A 25,933-nucleotide genomic window follows, 5' to 3' on the forward strand; every position below is an offset into this window, starting at 1 on the left:
CTAGCGACGAAAGTAGTTTTTCCAAATCATCGCGAGCAGGCCAATCAAAAAGCCCACATGGGCCAGCAGCGCGCCGGCGGCAAAAATATACACCAGAACCGGAGGCGTCGGTTTCGCGATTGAGAAAAGGCTGTTGATCATTAAAGGGACAGCGCTAAGCAAAACCAGAATCAGCGACAGAGCAATAAGCTTAATTTCTTTTTCCGCACGAGCGTAAACCACCCGGGTGATTGGGTTGCGCTGCCACACAAAATTCATAAGCCCTTTTAGCATCGCTAATCGGGCCGGTGCTGAATCGACCAGCAATGATGAATTTTTTGGTTGCGGGAAAAGTCTTCGCCAATGGTTTCGCGCGTCATCGGCGTAATAACAAAAGCGCCTAAAGCCTGTTCGTCCAACTTGAAGCTTCTGAGGTTATTGGAGAAAAACAAGACGCCGTCATCGGCCAGCAAGCGCATGGCGCGATCAATCAGGTATACATGGTCACGCTGCACATCCAACACATCGGCCATGCGCTTGGAGTTGGAAAAGCTGGGCGGGTCAAGCAAAATCATATCGAAGCGCTGATCTTGATCTTTCGCCAGCCACTGCATGCAGTCGGCTTGCTCCAAACGATTTTTGGATTCCGACAAACCGTTCAAGGCTAAATTTTTACGCGCCCAATTCAAATAGGTTTGCGACATATCCACACTTAAGGTGAAGCGGGCACCGCCCACAGCGGCCTGGACGCTGGCCGCGGCGGTGTAGCAGAAAAGGTTCAAGAACCGTTTACCTTTTGCCTGCTCGGCAATTTTCAAACGCAGCGGTCGATGATCTAAAAACAACCCGGTATCCAGGTAAGACCACAAATCTACCAGTAAACGCGCCTGCCCTTCTTGCACTTCAAGGGATTCGCCTTGAGCATCGCGCTCGAGTTTTTCGTACTGGCTAGCGCCGCGATTACGGCGTCGCTGTTTATAGCTGATGCAGTCGGGCGCGACTTGCAAAGCCTGGGGCACCGCCGCCTGAATTTCGGCAAAGCGCTCGGCCGCCTTGTCTTCATCCACCGAACGGGGGGGCTGATACTCCTGCACGTGCACCAAACGTTTAGCCTCGCCACTGCCGGTGGATTTACCCGTGTACACGTCAATGGCGCAGGCGTACTCGGGAATATCCGCATCGTACAGGCGGTAGCAGCTGGCCTGGCTGCGTTTTAAGTAATTTTTCAGCTTTTTGGCATTTTTTTGTAGCCGGTTAACCACGGCCTGCGCCCCGTCACTTAACGGGCCCTGTTCTATACTTTGCTCGGTAGCCAGGGGCTTAGGGGGCGCTTTCACAAATTGTTCTTGGGCGATATCGAAGAGCAAAAGCTCGCTGGGAATGGTGCCGTTAAAAAGCTTGTACTTTTTCTTCGAGCGCAATCCCATTTGTTTGCCCAGCTCGGGGTTGCCGGTAAACACCGCCGCCCGCCAGCCGGTAAATTCCTCGCGAAATTTCTCGCCCATATGGGCGTAGAGAATCTTCATGGATTCCACTTCGCCCAGGCGCTCGCCGTAGGGCGGGTTACAGACGATAAGCCCCTCGGGTAGGGGTTTGTGGGTGGGGCGTTTAAACTCGCGCAGTTCTTTGCGCGCGACACGCAGCCAGTCATCCAGGCCGGCGCGAATTATATTTTCCTCAGCGGCGCGAATGACTTTTAAGTTGGCATCATAGCCACGTATTTCGGGCAAATCCTCCCGCGCCAATCCCGCCAAGCGCCGTTCACGGGCCTCGTTCAATAATGACTGCCATTGTTCGGCGTCGTGCTGAAGCCAGCGCTCAAAGGCGAACTGAGAACGAAACAGTCCCGGGGCAATGTCCGCCGCCATTAAGGCCGCTTCAATCAAGAAAGTGCCCGAGCCGCACATTGGGTCCAGCAAGGCCGTTTCTTCGTTAGCGCACCAGCCTGCCCGGATTAAAATGGCCGCTGCCAGGTTTTCTTTCAGCGGAGCTTCGCCCTGCTGTTGGCGGTAACCGCGCCGGTGTAAACTATCGCCAGACAAATCCAGGCTGATATTGGCCTTGCCGCGATTTAAACGGACGTTAACCCGCAAATCCGGGCGCTCTTTTGACACCGACGGGCGAGAACCTGTGAGCTCGCGCAGGGTGTCTACAATCGCGTCTTTAACCTTCACCGCACCGAACTGGGTATTGCGAATACCGCCGCCCTGACCGCTAAAGTCCACCAACAATGTCCCTTCAGGGCCAATGTGCGCTTGCCAGGGCAGGCCTCGCACCAGCTGATACAGCTCCTCGGCGTCTCGCACAGGGCCTGCCGCCAAAGGCAAGAGCACTTTGTTGGCCAGACGCGACCACAGACAAGCGCGGTAGGCGGTGGTCAGCGGCCCACTGAAATAGACGCCAGCGACAGTCTCGCGGCAGCCTTCCCCACCCAGGGTTTTAAGCTCCTCGAGCAGCAGGCCCTCCAGGCCTTTCGGGCAAGTGGCAAAATATTGATGTGTCGCACTCATGTCGTCTATCTCTGTTAGACCCGTGTAGTCTATCTTTGTTAGTTAGAAAATCCCGCCACCGTAACTGTGACAGTTTTAAGACCAAAGCGATCTATTAGATAGCCCGCCTATAAAAATAAATTCGTTCACAAGGTTCGCGCATTTTGGTGTACTGAACCTCCCGCGATGCAAAATACTCAACCGTCGGTGAAGGCCGACCCTTAGCGGGCAATCCAACAACAGTGTATGGCTTTTGGGCCATTCGGTCACTTAATGCGATTAAGTGCGCCGCGGTTTCTTACGGCCCTGAAAAAGCTCACTGCAACGTTAACCTAGGATAGGAGGCAATTCGCTTTACGCAATCTGCTACCGACGGCCAACTGTGTCCGGCTAATCCGGCCTGCCGTCATCTTAATGACTAACCAGAGGTATTGCTAAGCATGAAACGCCAAAAACGTGATCATATTGAAAGAGCATTCGGTAAGGGCTACCAAGCCGGCATTGACGGACGATCCAGAAGTCTTTGCCCCCACGGTACTGGTATGGCCCGACAGCAATGGATGAGCGGCTGGCGCGAGGCGCGCACCGATCAATGGGACGGCTTCAATCGAATGGCACAGGTGCAAAAGCTAAGCAATTTATCGTACGGAGGTATTCATTAACCGACCTATGGCAACCACAAACTGTTAGCTAATGTAAAAACATCGGTCTGCCACTCGCAGCCCAAGCCCGCTAGAGCGGGCTTTTTTGTGCCCCTAAGACTGCTCTTTGCGATACTTGGCAATCGCCTTGGCGCAATCGGCCACAAGCCCAGGTCCCTCGTAAATAAACCCGGAATACACTTGCACCAGGCTCGCCCCGGCGGCGATTTTTTCGGCCGCTGCCGCGCCCGAGTCAATCCCACCCACGCCGATAATCGGCATTTTACCCGCCAGGGTTTGCGCCAACACCTGAATCACATGGGTGCTTTTATCGCGCACCGGTGCTCCGCTTAAGCCGCCTGCCTCCTGGTGTTGCGGATCACTCTCGACCCCTTCTCGGCCGATGGTAGTGTTGGTCGCGATGACCGCGTCCAGCTCTAACTCCAGCAGTGTCTCGGCCACCGACGTGATCGCTTCATCGTCCATATCCGGCGCAATTTTGACCGCGATAGGCACATACTTTTCTTGCGCATCGGCCAGTTTTAACTGCTCTCGCCGAATGCCTCCCAACAAGTCTTTTAAGCTTTCACCAAACTGCAGGCTTCGCAACCCAGGGGTATTGGGGGAGGAAACGTTCACGGTAATATAATCGGCGTAGGGGTAAACCTTGCGCAGACAAATTTTGTAATCATCCAGCGCGTTTTCCACCGGCGTTTTGGCATTCTTGCCAATATTGATCCCCAGAATACCTTGATAGCGACGGCTTTTAACCTGACTCACCAGGTGCTCAACACCCTTATTGTTGAACCCCATACGGTTAATAATGGCGTTATGCTCGGGCAGGCGAAACAGGCGCGGCTTGGGGTTACCCGGTTGGGGTAAAGGCGTTACGGTGCCGATTTCGACAAAGCCAAACCCGAGCTTGCCCAAGGCGTTAAAATAATCGCCGTTCTTATCCAAGCCGGCGGCCAAGCCCACAGAATTAGGAAAACACAGCCCCATGACCTCCACCGGGTCATCGGCAATATCGTCGCCCATAAACCCCGCCAGCCCCAGGCGCTCCGATGCCCCCAGAAGGTCCAGACTGACTTCGTGTGAGGTCTCGGGGTTGAGGCAGAACAAGAGCTTGCGAACGGCGGAGTACATGGTTAATCCTCTTTAATCTGGGCGGGTCTTGGGGGCGGCAAGGATACTTAAAAAACCAGCATTTAGCCAATTTTAAGCAGGCGATGAAATCGGTTGGAATCGTCAAACTCCAGCACGTAATGGCCCTGAATGCCATCGTGGCCCACAAACGGGCGCAACACCGAAACCGGAAAGCGCACCCTGCGCCCGTCCTGGGCGCGGGCCACCACATCTTTGACGCTGCCCTGGTACCAGCGCTGAAGCTGTTCCGGGCTAATTGAAAGGGGCACAATAACTCGCTGCAACCCAAGGTCCTCTAAATCTGGCAATAAAGCGCTATTGTAGCCAAATTACCCATTCAAGGGGACTTGATGATGACCCGGTAAAGCCGGTTTTAACGCGTCATTGGCCGTGACCGGCCCAGTGGAACCGGGCCATTCACTGGACGACCCGACGCGCTTCAGCCGTCGCCAAGATAGCTTAGCCCTTAGCCCTCGGCCCCTGCCTGCCCAAAGCAGATGTATTTAAGCTGCTGATACTCGGCCATGCCCTCGCGACCACCTTCGCGACCAAACCCGGACTGGTCAATACCGCCAAACGGCGCCATGGCATTGGATATTCCACCTTCATTGGCGCCCACCATGCCAGCTTGAAGGGCTTCACTGACCCGCCACACACGGTCGCTCTGCTGGGCGTAAAAATAGGCCGCCAGACCGAAGGGGGTATCATTTGCCGCCTCTATGCCCTCTTGCTCGGTTTCGAAACGCATAACCGGCGCCAGCGGGCCAAAGGTTTCTTCCTGCCACAGCTGCATATCGCGGTTAACGCCGGTTAGGATAATCGGGTCAATGCGATTGTGCGCCAGTTTGCCCGGTCGATCACCCAGAGCGCATGAGGCTCCTTTTTGTAAGGCATCGTCGTAATGGCGCTGGACTTTCTCGACGGCACCGGCGTTGATCAGCGAGGTTTGCTTAACGTCCTCATCAAAACCATCGCCAACCTTCAGCTCGCTTAACGCCGCGCTCAACTTATCCACAAAGGCGTCATGCACCCCAGTCTGGACTAAAAAACGATTAGGACAAATGCAGGTTTGCCCGGTGTTGCGAAACTTAGAGGCTACGGCGCCTTTAACGGCCAACTCTACATCCGCATCATCAAACACTACAAACGGGGCATTGCCCCCCAACTCCAGCGATAGCTTGTGCAGATTATCCGCACACATAGCCATAAGCTTGCGCCCTACCGAGGTAGAACCGGTAAAGCTCAACTTCTTAATGGTGCTTGAAGCGGTCAAAACTTCGCCAATATCCGCTGATGAACCGGTCACCACACTGAAAACACCGGCCGGTAAACCGGCTCGCTCGCCCAGCTCAGCCATCGCCAGCGCCGTAAAGGGCGTCAAACTTGAGGGTTTGACCACCATTGAGCATCCAGCCGCCAAGGCCGCGCCCGCCTTGCGGGTAATCATGGCGGCGGGAAAGTTCCAGGGGGTGATGGCGGCGCTCACGCCCACAGGCTCGGGCCTCACCACAATACGCTGATGAGCCTTTACCGCAGGCACCAGCTGACCGTAGCCACGCTTCGCCTCTTCGGCAAACCACTCGATATAGGACGCGGCATAGTCAATCTCGCCCCGCGATTCATTAATGGGCTTGCCTTGCTCCAACGTCATGATTTTTGCCAGGTCTTCCTTATGCTCGTGCATCAAGTCGAACCACTGTCGAAGCACCTGAGCTCGCTCGGCAATGGAATGCTGCTTCCAGACCTCAAAGCCCTCGGCAGCGGCCGCGATAACCGCCCCCACCTGACCTTGCCCCAGAGAGGGCACCACTCCAATCACTTCGTCAGTCGCCGGGTTGGCCACCTCAATGGTTCCTTCATCGCCCTTATCTATCCACTGGCCTGCGCCATAGCAGGCTTGGCGAAACAGCGTTGAATCTTGCAAGGAAATACTCATAACCTTATTCACCTTTTTACCTAGCAATAAAGTCTTATCATCCCAATCGACTTTATTGTCGTCCTTGAAATATTGGCGCACGTGTGTGCCTATGCGCCACATTATTAATCAGCGGTGTGCCGGGTAACTTGCGCCAAATCAAGCAACTCTCGCAGCGCCACCGCGAACATAGCGTAGTCTGTCGAGGTATTGGCCTGAGTGTGAGCAACCATGCTGCTCCATCGTTTCAAAAGGTGCTCGTGAGCGCTCTCCCACTCGGCCAAAACTTCGCCTGCCGAGCTATCTTGCAAGTGCGGCGCCAAGGTGTAAGTTAAACTGCGAAGCTGGGATTCCAAATCATCCATGTAAGATTCCCGTGCCATGGCTTGCCAATAATTATCCACCCGCGCTTCCGACAACTGCAACGCGAAACCGTCCAGCTGTAGGCGCGCTACCAGGGCAACGTAGAGTTCAGCGACCGGCTGGAAGGGCTGATTTAAACGGTCCGCCACATCCACAATACCCAGGCCCGAATACAGGTAACCGGGTGAAACCACATCTCGGGCCAGATCGTCCTCTACGCCTTCGCGTGTAAACTTTGCAAGTTGCTCATCCCAGTTTGCACGGCTGTCATCCCCCAGCAAGGCGCGCAAACATTCGCGCACCTCTCGCAAGGGCTCGGCAAAGCGCTCTATCTCTTGCTGCAAATCATACTCGCCGCGACGATTGCGCAAAAACCAGCGGCAGGCATGACGCATGCGCTGCATTAACTGCTTCATCAACGCCAGCTGGGTGTGCGCCTCAACGGCAAAATCGAGCTGTTCGACACGCTCCCACAAAGTCGATAAATTCAAGCTGTCGCGCGCCAACACATAAGCGCGAGCTACCGTAACCGGCCCGGCCCCGGAGGCGTCTTGTAGACGTTGAACGAAGGTGGCGCCCTGGTAATTGACAATTTCATTGGCCAGCGCCGTGGCGACGATTTCGCGCCGCAGCTGATGCTGCTGTAAAACCTCTGGGTAATCGCGCTGCATTTTGTCGGGAAAAAACGCTTCGCATAAGGGGGCGATTACCGGGTCGTCGGCGATTTCTGCCACGGCTAAATCTTCCTTGAGCCCCACTTTGGCATACGAGATAAGCACCGCCAGCTCGGGGCGGGTCAAGCCATCGCCGCTGGCTTGTCGCTCTAATAGAACATCGTCGCTGGGCAGGTTTTCCAGCTTCCGGTTGAGGCGTCCGGCCTCTTCCAGCTGGTTGATAAAGCGCCGCAACTCCGAGGTACGCGCCAAGGCATCGCGCTGCACCAAACTGATGGCCTGAGTCTGGCGATAATTATTTTGCAGCACATCTTGCTCGACCTCGTCAGTCATACTTTCAAGCAGCTGGTTGCGTTCGGACTCGGTCAGTTTTCCCGCCTTCACCAATTCGGCCAGGGCAATTTTGATATTCACCTCGTGATCCGAGCAGTCTACCCCCGCCGAATTATCGATAAAGTCGGAGTTGCAGGCGCCCCCCGCGCGACAGAACTCGATGCGCCCGGCCTGGGTCATGCCCAAGTTGCCGCCCTCGCCTATCACTCTGCAGCGCAGCTCACCACCATTGACGCGAATGCTGTCGTTGGCTTTGTCCCCCACATCCGCGTGAGATTCACTCTCGGCCTTCACGTAAGTGCCAATACCGCCATTCCAAATTAAATCCACCGGCGCCTGCAATAACGCATGCAACAGCTCGTTGGGGGTTAAGGATTTGGCCTCAATGTCAAAGCACTCCCGCATTGGCGGCGTAATAGCGATTGACTTGGCTGAGCGCTCAAACACACCCCCGCCCTCGCTAATCAGTTTTTCGTCGTAGTCGGACCACTGGCTGCGGGGCTTTTCAAATAAGCGCTTGCGCTCATTAAAACTAGCCTCGGGCTCCGGATTCGGGTCGATAAAAATATGCATGTGGTTAAACGCGGCGGTTAATTTAAGCGCGCGTGACAACAACATACCATTGCCGAACACATCGCCTGCCATATCGCCAATACCCAGCACCGTCACCGGGTCCTTTTGCACATCAACACCCTGCTCTTTAAAGTGGCGCTGCACACTAATCCAGGCGCCCTTGGCGGTAATCCCCATCGCTTTATGGTCATAGCCGTTGCTACCGCCCGAGGCAAAGGCATCGCCCAACCAAAATCCCGCGTTCTGTGCCACTTCGTTGGCTATATCCGAGAAACTGGCGGTGCCTTTATCCGCCGCCACAACCAGGTAAGGATCATCGCTGTCGTGGCGTACGACTTTGTCCGGCGGCTGAATCTCGCCATCGTGTAAGTTATCGGTTAAATCCAATAGGGCGGTAATAAACTGGCGATAGCAGGCAATACCCTCTTCCTGCTTTTGCTCGCGGTCCAGCCCTGCGGCTTGCTTGCAGATAAAACCGCCCTTGGCGCCACTGGGCACAATCACCGCGTTTTTTACCTGTTGGGCTTTCACCAAGCCCAACACTTCAGTGCGATAATCGAGGAATCGATCAGACCAGCGCAAACCGCCGCGAGCAACGCAACTGCCGCGCAAGTGCACACCTTCAAAACGCGGAGAGAAGACAAAAATTTCAAACTCAGGTTTAGGCTCGGGAATATCGGGGATATCGCGGGCACTGAACTTAAAGCAGAGGAACTCGCGCTCCAGCTTCTGATAAAAGTTACAACGCAGTGTCGCTTTCATGAGCGCCAAATAATGACGGACAATCCGGTCCTGCCCCAAATCGGGCACATCCTCAAGCTGCCGGTAAATTTCGGACTCAATGGATTGACACTGCTCGACCCGATCCCCGGCGTATTCGGGATCAAACTTAATGGTGAAATACTCACACAACGATTTCGCAAGTGCAGGCTGGGCCACCAAGGCGTCGGCAAGAATATCACCGGCGTAGTAAAACTGCGTTTGCTTCATATAAGCGGCGTAAACCCGCAGCATATTAACCTGGCGCCAGCGCAGCCCCGCTCCTAACACCAGCTTATTAAACCCGTCGTTATTGGCAAAGCCATCGCGCACCGCCCAAAGCGCTTGGGTAAAGTCCTCGGCGCCCTCATTAATATCAACGGCATCCGGCATTTGCGGCTGAAGATAGAAATCGTGCAGCCAGACACGCTCACCATTGCCGTCCAAAATGGTATAGGGGTGCTCTGAAAGCACGCAAAACCCAAAATTCTCCAGCACCGGAATAATATCCGAAAGCGCGATCGCCTGATCGCGCACAAACAGCTTGCACCGAATTAGATTGGCGTCGGTATAAATATCCAACGCCTGACGCTGCTGCGGCGCCAGCCGATCTAACAGCAACACATCGCGCCGCGCCTCATCGGCGCTGTAAGCGTCTTGATAACCAGGGCCGAAACTGTCGCCATAACGGTTCAATAAATGGCGTGCACGCTCTTCGTCTAAGCTTTGGCGCAAACTGGCGAACAGTCGGTCATTCCAAGAGCGCGCCAATTCCGCGACATTTTGCTCCAGACTTTCAGCATCAAACTCCGAGCCTGAGCCTTTGGCAATACGAAACACCAAATGTACTCGCGCAAGCACTGACTCGGAAAAAAACGTATTGAACTCCTGATCGCAAGCGCCAACTTTATCGGCAATATACTGCTGAATTTTTTCCCGCAAGCGGGTCGAGAACAGGTCGCGCGGGACATAGAGTAAACAGGTAACAAACTTACCGAAACGATCACGGCGTGCGAACAGCCGCACCTGATAGCGCTCGCTAATGGATAAGATACCTTGCAAGGTATCGTATAGCTCCGAGGCACTGGCCTGGAACAACTCATCACGGGGAAAGGTTTCTACAATTTGCTCCAATGCCTTGCCTTCGTGGCTCCACTCGTTTAGCTCCATACGCTGATAAATATGCGCGATTTTTTCATCCAGCAAAGGAATTCGGCGCGGCGAAATATTGTAAACACTCGAAGTGTATAAACCTAAAAAGCGCGCTTCGCCGCATACCTCGCCGGCATCATTATAGCGTTTTACCACCACGTAGTCGGGGTAGGCATTGCGGTGCACCCGCGAGCGCTGGGGCGATTTGGAGAAGGCAATAGGCGAAGGCGACAAATAAAAGCGCTCGACTCCGGGATGAGCGTCGTCCAGCACCTTGTATTTGGCTTTGCTGTCGTCATCGAACAAGCCCAGACGAGCCTCGCGATTCTCCCTCAGGGTAGACTTTCCTTCGCGCTCGATTAAATCAAATTCGGTATAGGCCAAAAAGGTAAAATGGTTATCCGCCAGCCAGCGTAAAAAATTCTGGGTTTGCGTCGCTTCATTGACCTGGGCTTTGTCACGCACCACCTCAAGGTTGTCTGCAGCGGCTAACATTTTTTTCTTTAGGGGCGCAAAGTCAGCCACGACTTGCTGCACCACGGCCAGCACCTGGCAAAATGACTCCTCCAGCTGGTTCAGTAGCTGCTGATCACTTATGGCACCAATCTCTAAGTAGACTAACGCTTCGGCGGGAGTTTCGGGCGAGCCGGCAAGCTCAAGGTGCTGCAATTTGCCCGCCTCGCGGGTGGCGCAAAATGGGGTACTCTTAATGCTGTAAATAGGAATATTGCGGGCCGCCAACTCAATGCGAATAGAATCGACTAAAAAAGGCATATCCTCTTGCCAAATGGCGACCAGCGTATAGGGGCTACTCCAACCATGCTGATCTTTATCGGGGTTGAACACGCGAACTTTGGGGGCAGCGCCCGCGCTGTTTAACAAGCGCCATAGAAAACGCACGCAGGCAATTTTTGCCTCTGCGCCCTGGGCCGCCATTTCCTCGGGGCGGTAGTGGTGAAAAAACAGCCGTACAAATTCTGTACAGGCGCGACACTCATCTTCAGGCACCGCCTCGCAGACGGCGCGGCTTATAGCTTCCACATCAATGGCTGAGTTTTCTTCATGGCCCATGTAAAACACTCCCTTGGGATATTCGCGGTCGGCCTTGAGCTTATCAAAGCCGTCAATAAAAGACTGCAGCGCAGGCGTGCCATCCTAACCAGTGCGTGCGCCGCATAACAAACACGGCGACCTTATTAGGCCTAAAAGTCGTTGATTACCAGTATAGAACACCCTCGCCCCCAAGCCTGCGCTTGAAATTTACGGAACTGCCACCACATGGCAATGTCATATAGCGCCAATAAAACACCAGCATTATTAAAGGGTATTGACATGCAGCAACAGCTCGCAACGCTTACGGACTGGCTCGGCAGCCAGATCATCGGTCAGGAGCATCTGGTACAGCGCCTTTTGATCGCGCTTTTGGCGGACGGCCACCTGCTGGTCGAGGGGGCACCGGGGCTTGCCAAAACCAAGGCCATCAAAACCCTCGCCGACGCCATTGAGGGCGACTACAACCGCATTCAATTTACCCCCGACCTGCTGCCGGCGGATGTCACCGGCACCGATATTTACCGCCCCGAACAGGGCGTGTTCGAATTCCAGGCAGGCCCCATCTTCCATAACCTAGTGCTGGCCGACGAAATTAACCGCGCCCCGGCCAAGGTACAGTCGGCTTTGTTAGAAGCCATGGCCGAACGCCAGGTAAGCGTGGGCAATAAAACCTACCCCCTGCCCCCGCTGTTTATGGTGATGGCAACCCAAAACCCTATTGAACAAGAAGGCACCTACCCGCTGCCCGAAGCTCAGTTAGACCGCTTTTTACTGCATGTGAATGTGGATTACCCAAGTGTTGAGGCCGAGCGCAAGATTCTCTCGCTGGTGCGCGCCGAAGCGACCCACGACGCCCAGGCAGCCCCCGCTCCCTTGTCAGAAGCGACCGTTATGCAGGCGCGCCAGGAGATTCTCAAGCTGCATATGAGCGAGGCGGTAGAGGAATATATTGTTCAGCTGATTAACGCCACCCGCCGTCCCGGCCAGTACAGCGAACCACTGGCAGGGCTTTTGGAATACGGCGCCAGCCCGCGCGGGACCATTGCCCTGGAGCGCTGCGCCCGGGCCCATGCCTGGCTGGCGGGCAAAGATTTTGTCAGTCCCGACGATGTCGCGGCGGTATTGCACGACTGTTTGCGCCACCGGATTATCTTAAGCTTTGAGGCCGAAGCCGACGGCACGACTCGCGACCAAGTCATTGACCTGTTGTTGAAAACTGTCCCCATCGCCTGATGAGTCAAAACAAGACCGAAAATTTGGCGCGCGGCCCATACTGCGACCTGCAGGCTCTGCTGCGCGAGCGCTTTATCGCAAACGAGCTTAACCTGTTTGCCCGCAAAACCGTGCAAAGTGTGCAAAGCGGTCGCTTTCGCACGCGATTTCGCGGCCGGGGCGTCGACTTTGAAGAGGTGCGGCTGTACCAGCCGGGCGATGATATTCGCTCGATTGACTGGCGCGTAACGGCCCGTACCCAGGTACCCCACACCAAGCTTTACAGTGAGGAGCGCGAACGCCCTGTTTATATTTTGTGCGATCAACGCGCGCCGATGTTCTTTGGCAGTGTAAACTGTTTTAAAAGTACCCTCGCCTGTCATATCGGCGCCCAGCTAAGCTGGGCGGCGCTTAACAGTGGCGACCGCTTAGGGGCCGTGATTTTTGGCGATAACCAGTTTCGCGACATTCGCCCCAAACGCAGCAAACACACAGTGCTGCAAACTCTGCAGCTGTTGCATAAGTTCAATGCCGAGCTCAACTCGCCCATCGTGACTCAAGCAAAGCTCGATTTAACGCAAATGCTCAAAGACACCCGCCGCATCGCTACCCCCGGCGCGGCCTTGTTTGTCATCAGCGACCTGCACGATTTGGACGACCAGGCCGAAAAGCAGCTGTTCCACCTGGCGCGTCACCTGGATATTACCCTCATTCAAACCACCGATCCGCTAGAGCACCAACTACAGGCGGCGGCTGCGTTGAACATTACCGACGGCAAGCACAAAACCCAGCTGCCCGCTCACGACCGTCAGTTTCAAAAGGCCTACGCCCAGCAGGCCCGCCGACAGCAGCAGGCCTTGGAAGACCGGGCCCAGCGGCTGGGATTAGAAGTTATCAACATATCAACCGCTGGCAATTACAGCGAGCTGCTACGCCAGCGCTACGGCAACAGGAGGCGCGCGTGAATCCCTCCGATCCGCTGGCACAGTTAAAAGACATTCACAGCCCCGAGGCCATTGGCTGGTGGCCGCTTGCGCCACTGTGGTGGGTCATAATCGCTATCGCCCTGCTTGCGGTGGTCGCGCTGGCTTTTGCGTTACACCGTCTTTATCGCGCTAACCAATACCGGCGTGATGCCCTGGCTGAACTGCGCCAAATGCCCGATGACAAAAACAACCAGGACTTTGCCCGGCGCATTAACACCCTGTTAAAACGCACCGCCGTGGCATGTTACGGCTTTGAACGCTGCGCCACTCTACACGGCCAAGCCTGGGTGGATTTTTTGCAAACCAGCGCCCCCAGGATTAATTCAGCTAACGCCCACGTATTAGCGGATGCGCCCTACCACCCCGCCCCCGAGCTGGACCAACAAGCGCTACGCGATTACGCCGCACGCTGGATAAAGCAACACCGCAAAAACCTACGGGAGGCCAACAATGTTTGAATTTGGTCTGCTCTGGTTGCTGGTGCTTTTACCTTTACCGCTGATCATGCGTTGGGTGAAACCCAAAACCGATTCGGCGCCCGCGGTAAAAGTCCCTTTTTATCACACGGCCGCCGAGCTGGCCGGTAGCAGCCCGCTCAAGCGCAAGCGCTGGGGCCATGGCATCACGCTCTGGCTCATCTGGGTTTTGCTGGTCATCGCCGCGGCCGACCCGCGCTGGATTGGCGAGGCGCAATCACAACCCTACAGTGGTCGCGACATGATGCTCGCAGTGGATATTTCCAAGAGTATGGAAATACGCGATATGTTGCCCCCCGGCATCGTCGCCATGCAGTTTCAAAACGGCGAACCTATTAACCGTTTAACCGCCGTGAAAGCCGTGGTGGGCGACTTTGTTACCCGACGCACCGGAGATCGCCTGGGTCTTATTTTGTTTGGCGATCAAGCTTACGTGCAGGCACCGCTTACTTACGACACCCAAACCGTAAACCAACTGCTGCAAGAGGCGCAGATTGGTTTTGCGGGCGGCGCCACTGCCATCGGCGATGCTCTGGGCCTGGCCATCAAACGCTTGCGCGAACGGCCCGAAGGTAGCCGCCGCATTATTTTATTAAGCGACGGCGCCAATACGGCGGGCAACACCGAACCTTTAGAGGCTGCGCGCATCGCCGCCGATATGGGCGTTAAAGTTTATACCATTGGCTTTGGCTCCAACCGCTCCACCGGTGGCTTTTTCAGCCGTAGCGCTTCAGCCGATTTAGACGTGCGCACCCTCCAGCAAATTGCCGAGAGTACCGGAGGTGAATTTTTTCGCGCCGAATCCACCGAAGAGCTGGCCGAAGTACACAAACAATTGGACGCCCTGGAGCCGATTGAATTAGACGAGCGCACCGTGCGCCCCATGAACCGCCTGTTTTACTGGCCGTTAGGCCTTGCGCTCTTGCTGTCGGCGTTGCTGGCCGCAAGCCGGATTCATCTGCGCCGCGCCAACCTAGCGGGAGGTGTATCGTGAACCTGCTTGCCGACTTTCATTTTATTCGCCCCTGGGCTTTGCTTGCACTGGTACCGCTACTGCTAATCGCGGCGCTTCTGTGGTTTTCGCGGACCCGCCTGGGGGGCTGGCAATCGCTGATTGCTCCCGAGCTACTGTCCGCCTTAAGCGACGGCCGCCAGCAGCGTCAATCGCGTTTTTATCTCATCATAGTCGCCATCGCCTGGCTTATCGCCTGCCTCGCAATGGCGGGCCCCACCTGGGAGCGAGCCCCCAGCCAGGTGCACAGACAATCGGACGCTTTGGTGCTGTTACTGGATTTATCTCCCTCGATGATCGGCGACGATATTAAGCCCAGCCGCTTGGTGCGTGCGCGCTTAAAAATTGCCGACATCCTGCAACGGCGTGATCAGGGCGAAACCGCATTGGTGGTATACGCCGACGATGCCCACACGGTTACCCCGCTGAGCGAAGACACACAAACGATTCAGTCGCTCTTGCCGGTGTTATCACCGGGCATGATGCCGGTCCCAGGCAGCCGCCCCGAGGCGGCGGTTGAGCGCGCTATTGAGCTGTTGCGTAACGCGGGCTTTGACCGCGGGCGATTATTACTGCTGACCGATGGTGTTGCCTCCAGTGCGCAAACGGCGGTTGCCGAGCTGCTAAACGATACCCCCTATTCGCTATCCATTATGGGAATAGGCAGCGACGAATCAGTGCCCATTCGCTCGGGCCAGGGCGGCTTTTTGCGCGACGGGCAGAATAATATTGTGACCACTGAGCTCGGCAGTGGCGATCTGCAGCGCCTGGCGCAACAAACCGGCGGGCGCTATATCACCAGTACCTTTGATACACGCGATGTGGAGTACCTCAGCGAAAATGTGTCGGCCCTGAATGCCGAACACCGCAAAACCGATTCCAGCATGGATATCTGGTTGGATCGCGGCCCCTGGCTGGTGCTAGTGCTGCTACCCATTGCCCTTTATACCTTTCGTCGGGGCGTTTTATTGGCGCTAATGCTCGTGCCTTTTGCCGCTTTTAGCCCGCAACCTGTACAAGCGCAAACTCTGCCCGACGTTCTGTTAACCCCCGATCAACGCGGCGCCCGTGCCTTGGAGCAAAACCAACCCGAAGCCGCCGCCGAACAATTTGAAAACCCCGCCTGGCGCGGCACCGCGCAATATCGCGCGGGCGAGTACGAGGCCGCAGCCGAAAGCTTTAACCAAGTGGATACCGCCCAGGGGCACTACAACCGGGGCAACGCCCTGGCCCGCGCCAATCAATTGGAAGCAGCGTTAGAAGCTTATGATGAGGCTCTAAAACGCGACCCCAATTTTGCCGATGCCCAGGCCAACAGAGAACTGGTTGAGCAATTAAAACAACAGCAGCAAGACCAGCAAAATCAACAAGGCGACAACCAGCAAAACAACGAACAAAATCAAGATAAGCAACAAGATCAATCGCAGCAGAACAGTTCACAAGGGCAGCAAAACGAAGAACAGGGAGAGCAGCAAAGCTCACCCAGCAGCGACAACTCACCCTCGCAAAATCGGCCGCAACAAGGACAGAATAGCTCCCAAGGTGAGCCGCAAAATCCGCAGAACCAACAGGGGCAATCATCCAGCGCCAGCAGTGGCCAAAACCAAGAGGCCGAACCGCAAACGGACGCGGGACAATCATCCTCGGCCCAAGGCGCGCAGAGCTCGAGCGCCGGCGCCGAGCAGGCCGGTGAACAGGCTCAAGCGCAAGCGGCGCCCACACCTGAAGAGCTGGAACAACAGCAAGCGCAAGAACAATGGCTGCGCCAAATACCCGACGACCCCTCGGGCCTGATGCGCAATAAATTTGAATACCAATATCGGCAGAAACGCCTGGAATCCAAGCTCAAACAGCTAAATGATATGGGCAATACGGAGCAACGCTGGTGAGGCACATGAACACGCACAAACACCTTTTACCCCGCACCCTAGTCGCCGTTTTTTTGCTGTGTCTGGCCTCGCCCCTGTGGGCTGCCAGCTTAACGGTAGAACCGGGACGCAACAGCATTGCCATTACCGACCAACTGAACGTTAATGTCACCTTAAAAGATGGCAACACCAACGACGAACCCAACTTCGCCGTGCTGCGCGATGATTTTGATATTCTCAACATCAATCGCCGGGTTCAATCAATCAGTGTTAACGGCCGCAGCGAGTCATCTATTATTTGGCAACTGGCACTCGCCCCCAAACGCCGGGGTGACATTATTATCCCGAGCTTAGAAGCCGCCGGCATCCTCTCCGAGCCGGTAACCATTACGGTCACCAATGCGCCCGACTCCCCAGCCGATACCGATGCCGAGACATTCTTGCAAGTAACCGCTGACAAAAACTCGGCCTATGTCCAGGAACAGGTCTTGGTCAGTGCCAAGCTCTACTCCAAATACAACTGGACCGGCCGCGAATTGGGTAATTTTGAACTAGACAATGCCTTGGTCGAGGCGGTTAGTGAGGACGAATATGTCACCACCATTAACGGCACCGAGCACTTGGTGTACGAAGTCGTATTTGCGTTCTACCCGCAAAAAAGCGGCACTTTGCATATTCCGCCCTTACAGTACGCCGCCCAATTGCGCAGCGGTGGTCGCTCGCTGATGAGCTTTAGCTCCGGCCCGGTAAGACGCGGCCGCAGTCAACCCATTGATATTAAAGTCAAACCCATTCCCGCTGCCAGTGGTGCCGATACCTGGCTGCCAGCACAAGACATTAAGCTAACCCAACACTTTAGCCACGACCCGGAAACGCTGGTGGCGGGCGAGCCAGTTACGCGCCGCGTCACCATTGAAGCGAAAGGCTTACTGCCGACCCAACTACCGCCTATCGAGTTTGGCGATATTGAAGGCTTCAGTAGCTACAAAGACAAAGCGCAAACCGACCAACAGCGAAGCGACACAGGGGTGAGCAGTACCCGCACCGAAACCCTGGCACTGGTACCCAATGCCGCCGGTCGCACCACCTTACCCCCGGTGGAGCTGCGCTGGTTTAATACCCAAACCGGCGAATTTGAAACAGCAACCCTGCCCGCGCTAGAAGTTAACGCCACCTTGCCCAGCACCCCAGGCAAAGCGGTTAATGTCGCGCAAGAACCGGAAACCTCGGGCGGCTCGGGTAAAGTGACCGTGGTACACCGTGCCCCTATGTGGTTAATCATCACTCAAGCGGTAACCGGGCTGCTATTACTCATTGTCGCCTCACTTTACTTTTTTGTCCCTAAAAAGCGGAAATCCAAAACAGTACCCGCCGGTGCACCCAGCGATAAAGCCCTATGGAAACAGGTAAAACGCAGCGCTGCTGATCAGCATTGGCCCCAGCTACGCCAAGACTTATTACAGTGGGCCAGCGTGCATTGGAATACCTCGGTAAAAGGCTTGGACCAGCTGGCGCGCCTTGCACAAAATCCCGAGATTGCGGAGCAATTGCACGAGCTGGATAAAGCCAACTACAGCGCCCAAAACCACAGTTTTGATCCGGGTAAACTGCTACCCGCACTGCAAAAGCTAAGGGTGGATAAACGCGATGGTAAAACTCAGCCACTGGCACCGCTCTACCCTACGGGTAATCCGTGACCGAGCTGCTTAATCTGGAACTTGCCGGGCACAAAGTCCAGCTAAGGCGTCAGCAAGCGACGCTGGATGAGCTGCGCCTGGACGGTAAGGTGGTCTCACTTAATGTGCGCCACGAGTGGCACGGCGTGCACGCGTTTAACCTGCCAGGCTACGGTACCGTGACCTTGGAATACTCCCTGGACGACACCGCCCGACACTGTGTTTACCGCTTTTATACCGATAGCGAAACTCTCGCCCAGGGCAAAAGCCCGATAAACGGCCCCTTGGGACAAGCCTCCGTACAGCAAACCACATCCGCCGAAAGCCGCACGGGCGATACCGCCACCGCCGGCAAAGCCACCGAAGCCGCAAAACATCACGGCATTGCCCTGTTCGGGTTATTTTTTAAACTGATAAAAAGCGCTGGCGCCTTAAAAGCTGCTCTTGCCGGTACCGCTTTGGCCGGCTGGGCCTGGCTGTTTAACTTAGAAGTGGCCATTTGCATTATTGCCGCACTTTTTATTCATGAGTTTGGCCATGTGATGGCCATGCGCCAGTGTGGTTTAAAAGTAAAAGGTATTTACCTTATTCCCTTTTTGGGCGGCGCGGCGGTTAGCGAACAAGCCAAAACCCGCTGGCAGGATTATAAAATTTCCATGGCGGGTCCGGTTGTGGGCGGCGCCGGTGCCGTTGCCGGGTGGCTGGCATGGTTAATAACCGACAACCAAACCCTGGCTATTTTTGCCGCCGTTAGCTTGCTTTTAAATATATTTAACCTCTTACCTATTGTCCCGCTGGATGGCGGCCAGGCCATTAAAGCCATTGCCTACAGCAAACCCGGCAAGCTCGGTCATACTATTATGCTGGCCTTAAGCGCGGTACTGGTGGCCGGAGCCGCCGTCTTCGGTTTTACCCTGCTGGTGTTTTTTGGCATTTTAGGCGCGGTAGATTTGCTCGCCAGCGGCAGCAAAGAATATCAACGCCAGGTGCCCATGAACACTTATGGCATGACCGTCTGCGCCGGGCTCTACTTTTTTATAGTTGCGGTGCTGGTGGCTATATCCTGGGCGATGGCCGACTCTGGCATTGCTGGGGCGAACCTGCCGTTTGTGTTTTTATCGAGCTAATGCACATTACCAGCAAAAGCGCTATTGCCAGCAAACCCTGCTCGCTTACCCTTAGCCAATAAAAATTTACAAACCTTATCCCGCGAGCATTTCCCACGTATATCCGCCAACCCCGCCCTCTCCGGACCTATACGCCCTTTTCGGTGGCGTTTACACACGCTCGCAATTCTGTCTGTTTTGCGCTATTTTACACCCACTAATAGTCATTATGAACATAACAATAGTCACCGACCGCGAAGTCGGAATACCAAGGAGACCACAATGTATCAGCTCTCTCGCTTTACTTGGCGCCCACTAGCGGCGGCCATTGCCGGGGCAACGCTGCTAGCCGCTTGCGCCAGCCAACCCACATCAAGTCAGAAGTCAGCCTTTAGCATTAACGATAAAGAGTACTTTGACTCCGCCGCCGTCGATGTTTTTGCCTTTTCCAGTAAACCCGGAGGCCTGTTCTTTGATTCCAAAACCGCCGGTATCGAGATCGTTCAGCACGGCGAGCGCACGGCCACCAATGGTGATGTGCGTCTGCTGCACACCCCCGAGCAGTGGGATGGTATGGGGCAATTTGTGAACCGCGAGGTAAACTCTCAAGCTGGCACCATCACCACCGAACTGGCCTACCCCGAGCACGGCTTTAGCTACCGTGTGCAAGCCACATCGACCGCTACAGGCTTAACTGTCAGCGTGCATTTAGACCAGCCGCTACCGGCCGACCTAGAGGGCAAAGCCGGTTTCAATATGGAATTTGTGCCCGCTGAATACTGGGATAAAACCTATTTGGCCGACGGCAAGCCGGGCCAATTCCCTCGCTCAGCATCCACCACCGACGGCATGTTGATGAACGAGAAAGGCTTAACTGAGCCCACACCCTTTGCCAGTGGTAAAACCCTGGTACTGGCGCCTGAAGATGACGAGCGCCGCGTGACCATAAGCGAGGCCTTGGGCGATGGCGAACTGATGCTGTTTGACGGCCGCACCAAGGCACAAAATGGCTGGTACGTGGTGCGCGATATGATTCCCGCCGGCACTACCGGTAAAGTGGTGGAATGGAACATCGAAATTAGCGCCATCCCTGACTGGGTGCGCGAACCCGTCGTCGGCTATTCGCAGGTGGGTTACCACCCAGCGCAGCCCAAACAGGCGGTGATTGAGCTGGACCCCAACGACACGCCCGAGAGCACCGTAGAACTGCTGCGAATTAACGCCGACGGCAGTACGGAAGTGGCTCGCAGCGGCAAACCCGAGGCCTGGGGCGATTACCTGCGCTATCAGTACCTGACCTTTGATTTCTCCGAAGTTAACGAACCCGGCCTGTACCAATTGCGCTACGGCAGCCAGACCGGCAATGCCTTCCCTATCAGTGAAGATGTACTGGCCAAAGTCTGGCAGCCGACGCTGGACTTTTTCTTCCCCGTGCAAATGGACCATATGCTGGTGCGCGAAGCCTACCGCGTGTGGCACGGCCGCTCGCATATGGACGACGCCCTGCAGGCGCCGCCCAACTACGAGCACTTTGACCTCTACGCCCACGATGAAAACCTGGACACCGACTTTGCGCCCTTTGAGCATATCGACGGCTTGAACTACGGTGGTTGGTACGACGCGGGCGACTACGACATTCGCACCCAGTCGCAATACCACACCGTACAAGGGCTGGTACACGCCGTTGAAGAGTTTGGCATTGAGCGCGACAACACCACCGTCGACCAAGCGAAAAAATTCACCCAGATAAATCGCCCGGACGGTCAGCAGGATATTCTGCAGCAAATCGAGCACGGCACCCTGGCGTTGATTGCCCAGCACCGCGCCATTGGCCACGCCATTCCGGGTATTGTCGCGGGGCGTTTATACCAATACCCCCACTTAGGCGATGGCTCCACCAAAACCGACAATATGGTTTACGACGCCAGCATGGACCCCCACGCCGATGAACGTGCAGTAGGCGATATGTACGAGCCCTCGACTGTCGACCCCACCGCCGGTGAAGACCTGATGCCCGAAAACGGCACTCACAGTGGCCGCTTTGACGACCGATGGGCCTTTACCAGCAATACCACAGCTCTCAACTATGGCTCGGCCGCTGCCCTGGCCGGTGCCAGCCGAGTATTGGGGTCGCTAAACGCAGATCTTGCCGCCGAAAGCCTGGAAACGGCGAAAAAAGTGTGGGAATACGAAGCGGGCCGCGAACCCAACACCTACCGCTTTGGCAACACCACCGGTGGCAAATTGGAAGAAGAGCACCTGAAAGCCGCGGTGGAATTATTGCTAGCCACCCAAGAGCAAAAGTACGCCGATGCAGTGCGTTTACTACTGCCTCAGGTAAAAGAAAATTTCCGCGGTGAAAACGTCGCCATGCTGGTCGCCGCCCTGCCCTACATGGATGACGCCTACGCCGCCGAGCTGAAAACCCTGGCGCGCGAGTACCGGGACGGCATTAGCGAAATCGAAAAAGATAATCCCTACGGTGTGCCTATTACTCGCGGTGGCTGGGCCGGTAACGGTTCCGTGATGGGTTTTGGTATCACTAATTACTGGCTGAACAAAGCCTTCCCCGAGATCGTAGAAAAGGACTTGGTATTCCGCAGCCTGAATTATATTTACGGCACCCACCCGGATTCCAACTACTCTTTTGCCTCGGGCATAGGCGCCGAGTCACAAACCGCCGCCTACGGCAGCAACCGTGCGGACTTTTCCTATATTCCCGGCGGGGTTGTGCCCGGGGTACTAGTATTAGCACCGGACTTACCCGAGAACAAAAGCAACTGGCCGTTCTTTTGGGGTCAGAACGAGTACGTAATTCCAATGGGCAGCCGGTATTTGTTTTTAACCCATGCCGCCCAGGCGCTGTTAGAAAAGTAGTTTTGCATGGAGATGTGAGCCTTGGGTCGACACCCCTATGGTGTCGGCCTTTTTTAATTACCCCTCAGCTGCCCCCAGCAGCACAATACCGAAAATTACCCAATCATTAATAATGTGCGCGCCGGTAGAAACCAGAATATTCTTGGTTTTGATATACGCAAGCGTCAACACCAATCGAGCCGTGCCAATCACCAGCAAGCACTGGAGCCAATTCCAGTTGTAAGATGGCAAATGCACCAACCCAAACATCAAGGAAGAAAGCAGCCAGGCAATCAATACCGCTTTAACACGGGACAGCCCGAGACGCTGATAGCAAAAATAAAGTATGGCCAACATGGGTAAAAGCGTGAGCACTTCTTCGCCAAACAGCTGGGGAATACTGCGTAGAAAAAACCATTCGCGCTCAGTACTACTCTGACCAGCCAAGGCTTCTACGGCCACATTCGCCTCGGCACCCAAAAACTTCATCACCAGTACGCCTACCAGCGAACTGATCACCAAATTTAGCGCCGCAACACCTAGCATCCAGCCAAAGTCCGCCCTACGAAGCCGACGAAACAGCGCTCGCCAATGCGGGCCAGCCAGCGCTCGCAACACCACAAGAGGAATAACTGGAAACAACAGGGCGCGAATAAAAATACCCAAGTCGCCGGTCAACACTGGTACCTTGAGTGTTAGGCACATAAAGCCCACAGCCACGGCGGCGAGCACGATCAGCCACTGCCCCGCCGACACTGTGACTGGATGGCCTGCGTAGAACGGGAAATCTATTCCCGTACTCTTCAGAAACTCTATATGAGCACTCTGGCGATGTGCTTTACTGTTATTCACGGGCACTCCTATTCAATGATAGTTTTCACTTGTACAAGCGCCGGTCAGACTACAACCAGGGTGCTCTGTCGCACATCATTTCCCTGTCCAATTTAGGGGTATCAGCTCCGGGCGCAAAACAATAGTCAAAGCATAGCCAGTCGCCCTATAATGCAGGAAAATACTATAATTAAAGCCATATGAGGCCCCAATGCACTTCACGGCAGATACCTCGATGGAACAACTGTTGTTGCGCACCTTGGCAGCCAACTCGTTGGACCTGATCTACGCCAAAGATCGCAATGGTCATTTTTTATTTGCCAATGTCGCACTGGCCAAGCTCTTCGGCCTTAACTCACCCCAGGACATGCTGGGTAAAAGCGACTTTGACCTTTACCCCGACCATTTGGCGCGGGGCTACCACCAGGATGATCAACAGGTTATTGACTCGGGCGAGCCGATCGCCGACCGTGAAGAACAAATGATTGATATTGCCAGCGGCGAACATCGCTGGTACTCCACCACTAAAATTCCGTTAAAAGATGTCAACGGCGCCATTATCGGCCTTGTGGGTATTACCCGGGACATTACCGCCAGTCGCAACACCAAGGTGCAAACCCAGGCCTTAAACCGCGAGCTTAAAGGCCGCGAAGCGCTGCGCAACAAAGAACTGGAGCAGCTATCGGCCACCCTCGAAAAAGAGCGGCAGCTAATGCGCACTTTAATTGACGCCCTGCCCGACAACATCTACGCCAAAGATTTAAATAGCCAGTTTCTACTGGCCAATCACTCGGTGGCCGATAGCATGGGCACCACCTCGACAGAAATTTTGGGCAAAGATGATTTCGACTTCTACCCGGCTGAACTGGCCCAGCAGTATCGCGACGATGAACAAAAAGTGCTTACCACAGGCAAAGCCCTGCTTGAGCGCGAAGAACCCGCTGTAGATCAAACCACCGGCAGAACTCGCTGGCTGCTCACGAGTAAAATCCCCTTTCGGAATAAATCTGGTCGAATTGTTGGCCTGGTCGGTATAGGGCGGGATATTAGTCGCCGTCGGCTCGCGGAATTGGCGCTTCGGCGCAGTGAAGAAAGGTTCCGTAGTCTCACCGAGCTTTCCTCGGACTGGTACTGGGAGCAAGATGAACGCAGCACTTTCACAGACCTTACCGACCCCAACGGCAAATCCGGCTTTAACCGCAAAGACATACTGGGTCGCAGTATTACTCAACTTCCCTATTGCGAACCCTTGAGCGGCTGCTGGATCGAGCTTGAGCACACCCAAAGCGAGCGCGAGCCCTTTCGCGGGTTTGAGCTACGCTGCGAAAAACCCGGACAAAAGCCGCGCTTTATCAGCTTAAGCGGCATGCCTGTGTTTGATGATAAGCAAAATTTTTGCGGCTACCGGGGCATTGGCCAGGACATTACCGCACGCCGCGAATCCGAAGACCGGGTGCATTTTCTCGCCACCCATGACAGCTTAACCGAGCTACCCAACCGGTTTATGTTTCACGAAATTCTCGACGTTGCTTTAAAATCGGCCCAACGCCATAACCGCGCACTGGCGGTATTGTTTATCGATCTTGATCGGTTCAAAAACATTAACGACACGCTGGGCCATGATGCCGGCGACCAACTGCTTCAAGTTATTGGTCAACGTTTCACCCAGACATTACGTGCCAGCGATGTGGTTGCGCGCCTGGGCGGCGACGAATTTGTGGTACTGCTGCAAGACATTCATACCGAGCAAGACGCGCGTATAGCGGCGCAAAAACTGATAGCCGCTGCCGTTAACCCCGTCATCATACGCGACCAGGAATGCCGGGTAACGGCGAGCGTGGGCATTTGCATGTACCCGGCCGATGCCGACGACGGCGAAAGCCTGATGAAAAACGCCGATATCGCCATGTACTTGGCTAAAGAAGAAGGCAAAAACACCTACCAGTTCTACTCCCCCAACCTTCAGGCCCGCTCGCGCGAGCGCCTGGAGCTAGAAAATCACCTGCGTTTGGCCGTAGAGCAGGATCAACTGTTTTTACACTACCAAGCCAAGCGCGACTTAAAAACCGGCGCTGTAGCCGGGGTTGAAGCGCTGGTGCGCTGGCAACACCCAAGCCTTGGTGTAGTTCCGCCTAACGACTTTATTCCCCTGGCTGAAGAAACCGGCTTAATTGTGTTAATCGGCCGCTGGGTACTCAAAACGGCCTGCCTGCAGAGCGCTCACTGGCAGCAGCAAGGGCTATTGCCTGTGTGTATGTCGGTAAATTTATCGCCGCGCCAGTTTTACGATGAATATTTGATTGAAGACATTCGCCTAGCCCTTCAAGAGTCCGGACTCGCGCCCGCCAACCTGGAGCTGGAAATTACCGAAAGCATGGTTATGCAAAATACTGATCGCGCTATCGATATTTTACGCAGCCTTAAAGCGCTGGGGGTTCGCCTGGCCATTGATGACTTTGGCGTAGGCTATTCGTTGCTGGCACAGATCAAACAGTTTCCGGTAGATACTCTTAAGGTCGACAGCTCATTTATCCGCGACATTCCCGCCAATTTTGAAGACAAAGCCATTACCCAGGCGATTATTGCGATGGGCAAAACCCTCAGCTTAACGGTCATCGCCGAAGGTGTAGAAACCCTCGAGCAGGAATCGTTTCTGCGCGAGCACAACTGCGACCAATCCCAAGGTTATTTCTTCAGCCGTCCCATTGCGGCCGAAGGATTAGAGGCCCTCTTAAGAGACAACTCCACAGCAAAATAAACACCGGAAATCATACGCCCTGAAGATCGCACTACGCCCTGTTCCTCCAGTCGCCAATCACAAGCATTGCCACAC

At 55.0% G+C, this 25,933-nt stretch carries 17 protein-coding genes; 10 read left to right on the forward strand and 7 right to left on the reverse strand.

Annotation, left to right across the window (positions count from 1 at the left end; all coding sequences use genetic code 11):
* Window positions 1–258, reverse strand: a complete 258-nt coding sequence (locus tag M6D89_RS05155; protein ID WP_253966953.1) for a hypothetical protein — start codon at window positions 256–258, stop codon at window positions 1–3.
* A gap of 17 nt (window positions 259–275) precedes the next feature.
* Window positions 276–2,489 (reverse strand): bifunctional 23S rRNA (guanine(2069)-N(7))-methyltransferase RlmK/23S rRNA (guanine(2445)-N(2))-methyltransferase RlmL, encoded by a 2,214-nt coding sequence (gene rlmKL, locus M6D89_RS05160; protein ID WP_253966954.1) that lies wholly within the window; start codon window positions 2,487–2,489, stop codon window positions 276–278.
* Between the two features lie 419 nt (window positions 2,490–2,908).
* Between rlmKL and rmf the strand changes: the two genes are divergently transcribed.
* Window positions 2,909–3,130 carry a ribosome modulation factor gene (rmf, locus tag M6D89_RS05165; protein WP_253966955.1) on the forward strand — a complete coding sequence of 74 codons (222 nt, stop codon included), beginning with the start codon at window positions 2,909–2,911 and terminating at the stop codon, window positions 3,128–3,130.
* Between the two features lie 93 nt (window positions 3,131–3,223).
* Here rmf and M6D89_RS05170 read toward each other — a convergent pair whose 3' ends face one another.
* The 4 genes from M6D89_RS05170 to M6D89_RS05185 all read right to left on the reverse strand — a co-directional run bounded on the left by M6D89_RS05170 (window position 3,224) and on the right by M6D89_RS05185 (window position 11,095).
* Complete coding sequence (locus M6D89_RS05170; RefSeq protein WP_253966956.1) at window positions 3,224–4,255, reverse strand: quinone-dependent dihydroorotate dehydrogenase; 1,032 nt, start codon at window positions 4,253–4,255, stop codon at window positions 3,224–3,226.
* A 62-nt stretch (window positions 4,256–4,317) separates the two neighbouring features.
* Window positions 4,318–4,524: a DUF2835 domain-containing protein gene (locus M6D89_RS05175; RefSeq protein ID WP_253966957.1), complete on the reverse strand. Its 207-nt coding sequence runs from the start codon at window positions 4,522–4,524 to the stop codon at window positions 4,318–4,320.
* A gap of 197 nt (window positions 4,525–4,721) precedes the next feature.
* Window positions 4,722–6,191, reverse strand: coding sequence for an NAD-dependent succinate-semialdehyde dehydrogenase (locus M6D89_RS05180; protein ID WP_253966958.1), 1,470 nt, complete (start codon window positions 6,189–6,191; stop codon window positions 4,722–4,724).
* 104 nt (window positions 6,192–6,295) lie between these two features.
* Window positions 6,296–11,095, reverse strand: a complete 4,800-nt coding sequence (locus M6D89_RS05185; protein WP_253966959.1) for an NAD-glutamate dehydrogenase — start codon at window positions 11,093–11,095, stop codon at window positions 6,296–6,298.
* A 261-nt stretch (window positions 11,096–11,356) separates the two neighbouring features.
* Here M6D89_RS05185 and M6D89_RS05190 point away from each other — a divergent pair, with 261 nt between their 5' ends.
* The 8 genes from M6D89_RS05190 (at window position 11,357) to M6D89_RS05225 (ending at window position 22,290) form a co-directional block, all read left to right on the forward strand.
* On the forward strand, window positions 11,357–12,310 hold the full coding sequence (locus tag M6D89_RS05190; protein WP_253966960.1) for an AAA family ATPase: 954 nt from the start codon (window positions 11,357–11,359) through the stop codon (window positions 12,308–12,310).
* Complete coding sequence (locus tag M6D89_RS05195) at window positions 12,310–13,254, forward strand: DUF58 domain-containing protein (RefSeq protein WP_253966961.1); 945 nt, start codon at window positions 12,310–12,312, stop codon at window positions 13,252–13,254. Before M6D89_RS05190 ends, M6D89_RS05195 begins: the two co-directional genes overlap by 1 nt.
* Window positions 13,251–13,733, forward strand: coding sequence for a DUF4381 domain-containing protein (locus M6D89_RS05200; protein ID WP_253966962.1), 483 nt, complete (start codon window positions 13,251–13,253; stop codon window positions 13,731–13,733). The genes M6D89_RS05195 and M6D89_RS05200 overlap by 4 nt, the downstream gene beginning before the upstream one ends.
* A complete protein-coding gene (locus tag M6D89_RS05205) occupies window positions 13,726–14,745 on the forward strand; it encodes a vWA domain-containing protein (RefSeq protein ID WP_253966963.1) in 1,020 nt (339 codons plus the stop codon). The genes M6D89_RS05200 and M6D89_RS05205 overlap by 8 nt, the downstream gene beginning before the upstream one ends.
* The gene (locus tag M6D89_RS05210; RefSeq protein ID WP_253966964.1) at window positions 14,742–16,652 is read left to right on the forward strand and encodes a VWA domain-containing protein; all 1,911 of its coding nucleotides are present in this window, start codon (window positions 14,742–14,744) and stop codon (window positions 16,650–16,652) included. Before M6D89_RS05205 ends, M6D89_RS05210 begins: the two co-directional genes overlap by 4 nt.
* Window positions 16,653–16,657: 5 nt before the next feature.
* Entirely contained in the window at window positions 16,658–18,328 is a 1,671-nt protein-coding gene (locus tag M6D89_RS05215) for a BatD family protein (RefSeq protein ID WP_253966965.1), read from the forward strand.
* Window positions 18,325–19,434: a metalloprotease gene (locus tag M6D89_RS05220; RefSeq protein WP_253966966.1), complete on the forward strand. Its 1,110-nt coding sequence runs from the start codon at window positions 18,325–18,327 to the stop codon at window positions 19,432–19,434. The genes M6D89_RS05215 and M6D89_RS05220 overlap by 4 nt, the downstream gene beginning before the upstream one ends.
* A 261-nt stretch (window positions 19,435–19,695) precedes the next feature.
* Window positions 19,696–22,290 (forward strand): glycoside hydrolase family 9 protein, encoded by a 2,595-nt coding sequence (locus M6D89_RS05225; RefSeq protein WP_253966967.1) that lies wholly within the window; start codon window positions 19,696–19,698, stop codon window positions 22,288–22,290.
* Window positions 22,291–22,347: 57 nt separating this feature from the next.
* Here the strand turns inward: M6D89_RS05225 and M6D89_RS17360 are convergent, their stop codons facing one another.
* Window positions 22,348–23,121 (reverse strand): CPBP family glutamic-type intramembrane protease, encoded by a 774-nt coding sequence (locus tag M6D89_RS17360; protein ID WP_253966968.1) that lies wholly within the window; start codon window positions 23,119–23,121, stop codon window positions 22,348–22,350.
* 190 nt (window positions 23,122–23,311) lie between these two features.
* Between M6D89_RS17360 and M6D89_RS05235 the strand changes: the two genes are divergently transcribed.
* Complete coding sequence (locus tag M6D89_RS05235) at window positions 23,312–25,858, forward strand: sensor domain-containing protein (RefSeq protein WP_253966969.1); 2,547 nt, start codon at window positions 23,312–23,314, stop codon at window positions 25,856–25,858.
* The last annotated feature ends 75 nt before the right edge of the window (window positions 25,859–25,933 follow it).

This window comes from Gilvimarinus xylanilyticus (assembly GCF_024195295.1).
GTDB classification, from domain to species: domain Bacteria; phylum Pseudomonadota; class Gammaproteobacteria; order Pseudomonadales; family Cellvibrionaceae; genus Gilvimarinus; species Gilvimarinus xylanilyticus.

Excerpts from the sequence above, each read along its gene's own strand:
- M6D89_RS05205 (WP_253966963.1), top strand. The coding sequence starts at position 13,726 with ATGTTTGAATTTGGTCTGCTCTGGTTGCTGGTGCTTTTACCTTTACCG.
- M6D89_RS05180 (WP_253966958.1), bottom strand. The coding sequence starts at position 6,191 with ATGAGTATTTCCTTGCAAGATTCAACGCTGTTTCGCCAAGCCTGCTAT.
- rlmKL (WP_253966954.1), bottom strand. The coding sequence starts at position 2,489 with ATGAGTGCGACACATCAATATTTTGCCACTTGCCCGAAAGGCCTGGAG.
- M6D89_RS05155 (WP_253966953.1), bottom strand. The coding sequence starts at position 258 with ATGAATTTTGTGTGGCAGCGCAACCCAATCACCCGGGTGGTTTACGCT.
- M6D89_RS05185 (WP_253966959.1), bottom strand. The coding sequence starts at position 11,095 with ATGGGCCATGAAGAAAACTCAGCCATTGATGTGGAAGCTATAAGCCGC.
- M6D89_RS05170 (WP_253966956.1), bottom strand. The coding sequence starts at position 4,255 with ATGTACTCCGCCGTTCGCAAGCTCTTGTTCTGCCTCAACCCCGAGACC.
- M6D89_RS05190 (WP_253966960.1), top strand. The coding sequence starts at position 11,357 with ATGCAGCAACAGCTCGCAACGCTTACGGACTGGCTCGGCAGCCAGATC.
- M6D89_RS05235 (WP_253966969.1), top strand. The coding sequence starts at position 23,312 with ATGCACTTCACGGCAGATACCTCGATGGAACAACTGTTGTTGCGCACC.
- rmf (WP_253966955.1), top strand. The coding sequence starts at position 2,909 with ATGAAACGCCAAAAACGTGATCATATTGAAAGAGCATTCGGTAAGGGC.
- M6D89_RS05195 (WP_253966961.1), top strand. The coding sequence starts at position 12,310 with ATGAGTCAAAACAAGACCGAAAATTTGGCGCGCGGCCCATACTGCGAC.
- M6D89_RS05225 (WP_253966967.1), top strand. The coding sequence starts at position 19,696 with ATGTATCAGCTCTCTCGCTTTACTTGGCGCCCACTAGCGGCGGCCATT.
- M6D89_RS05215 (WP_253966965.1), top strand. The coding sequence starts at position 16,658 with ATGAACACGCACAAACACCTTTTACCCCGCACCCTAGTCGCCGTTTTT.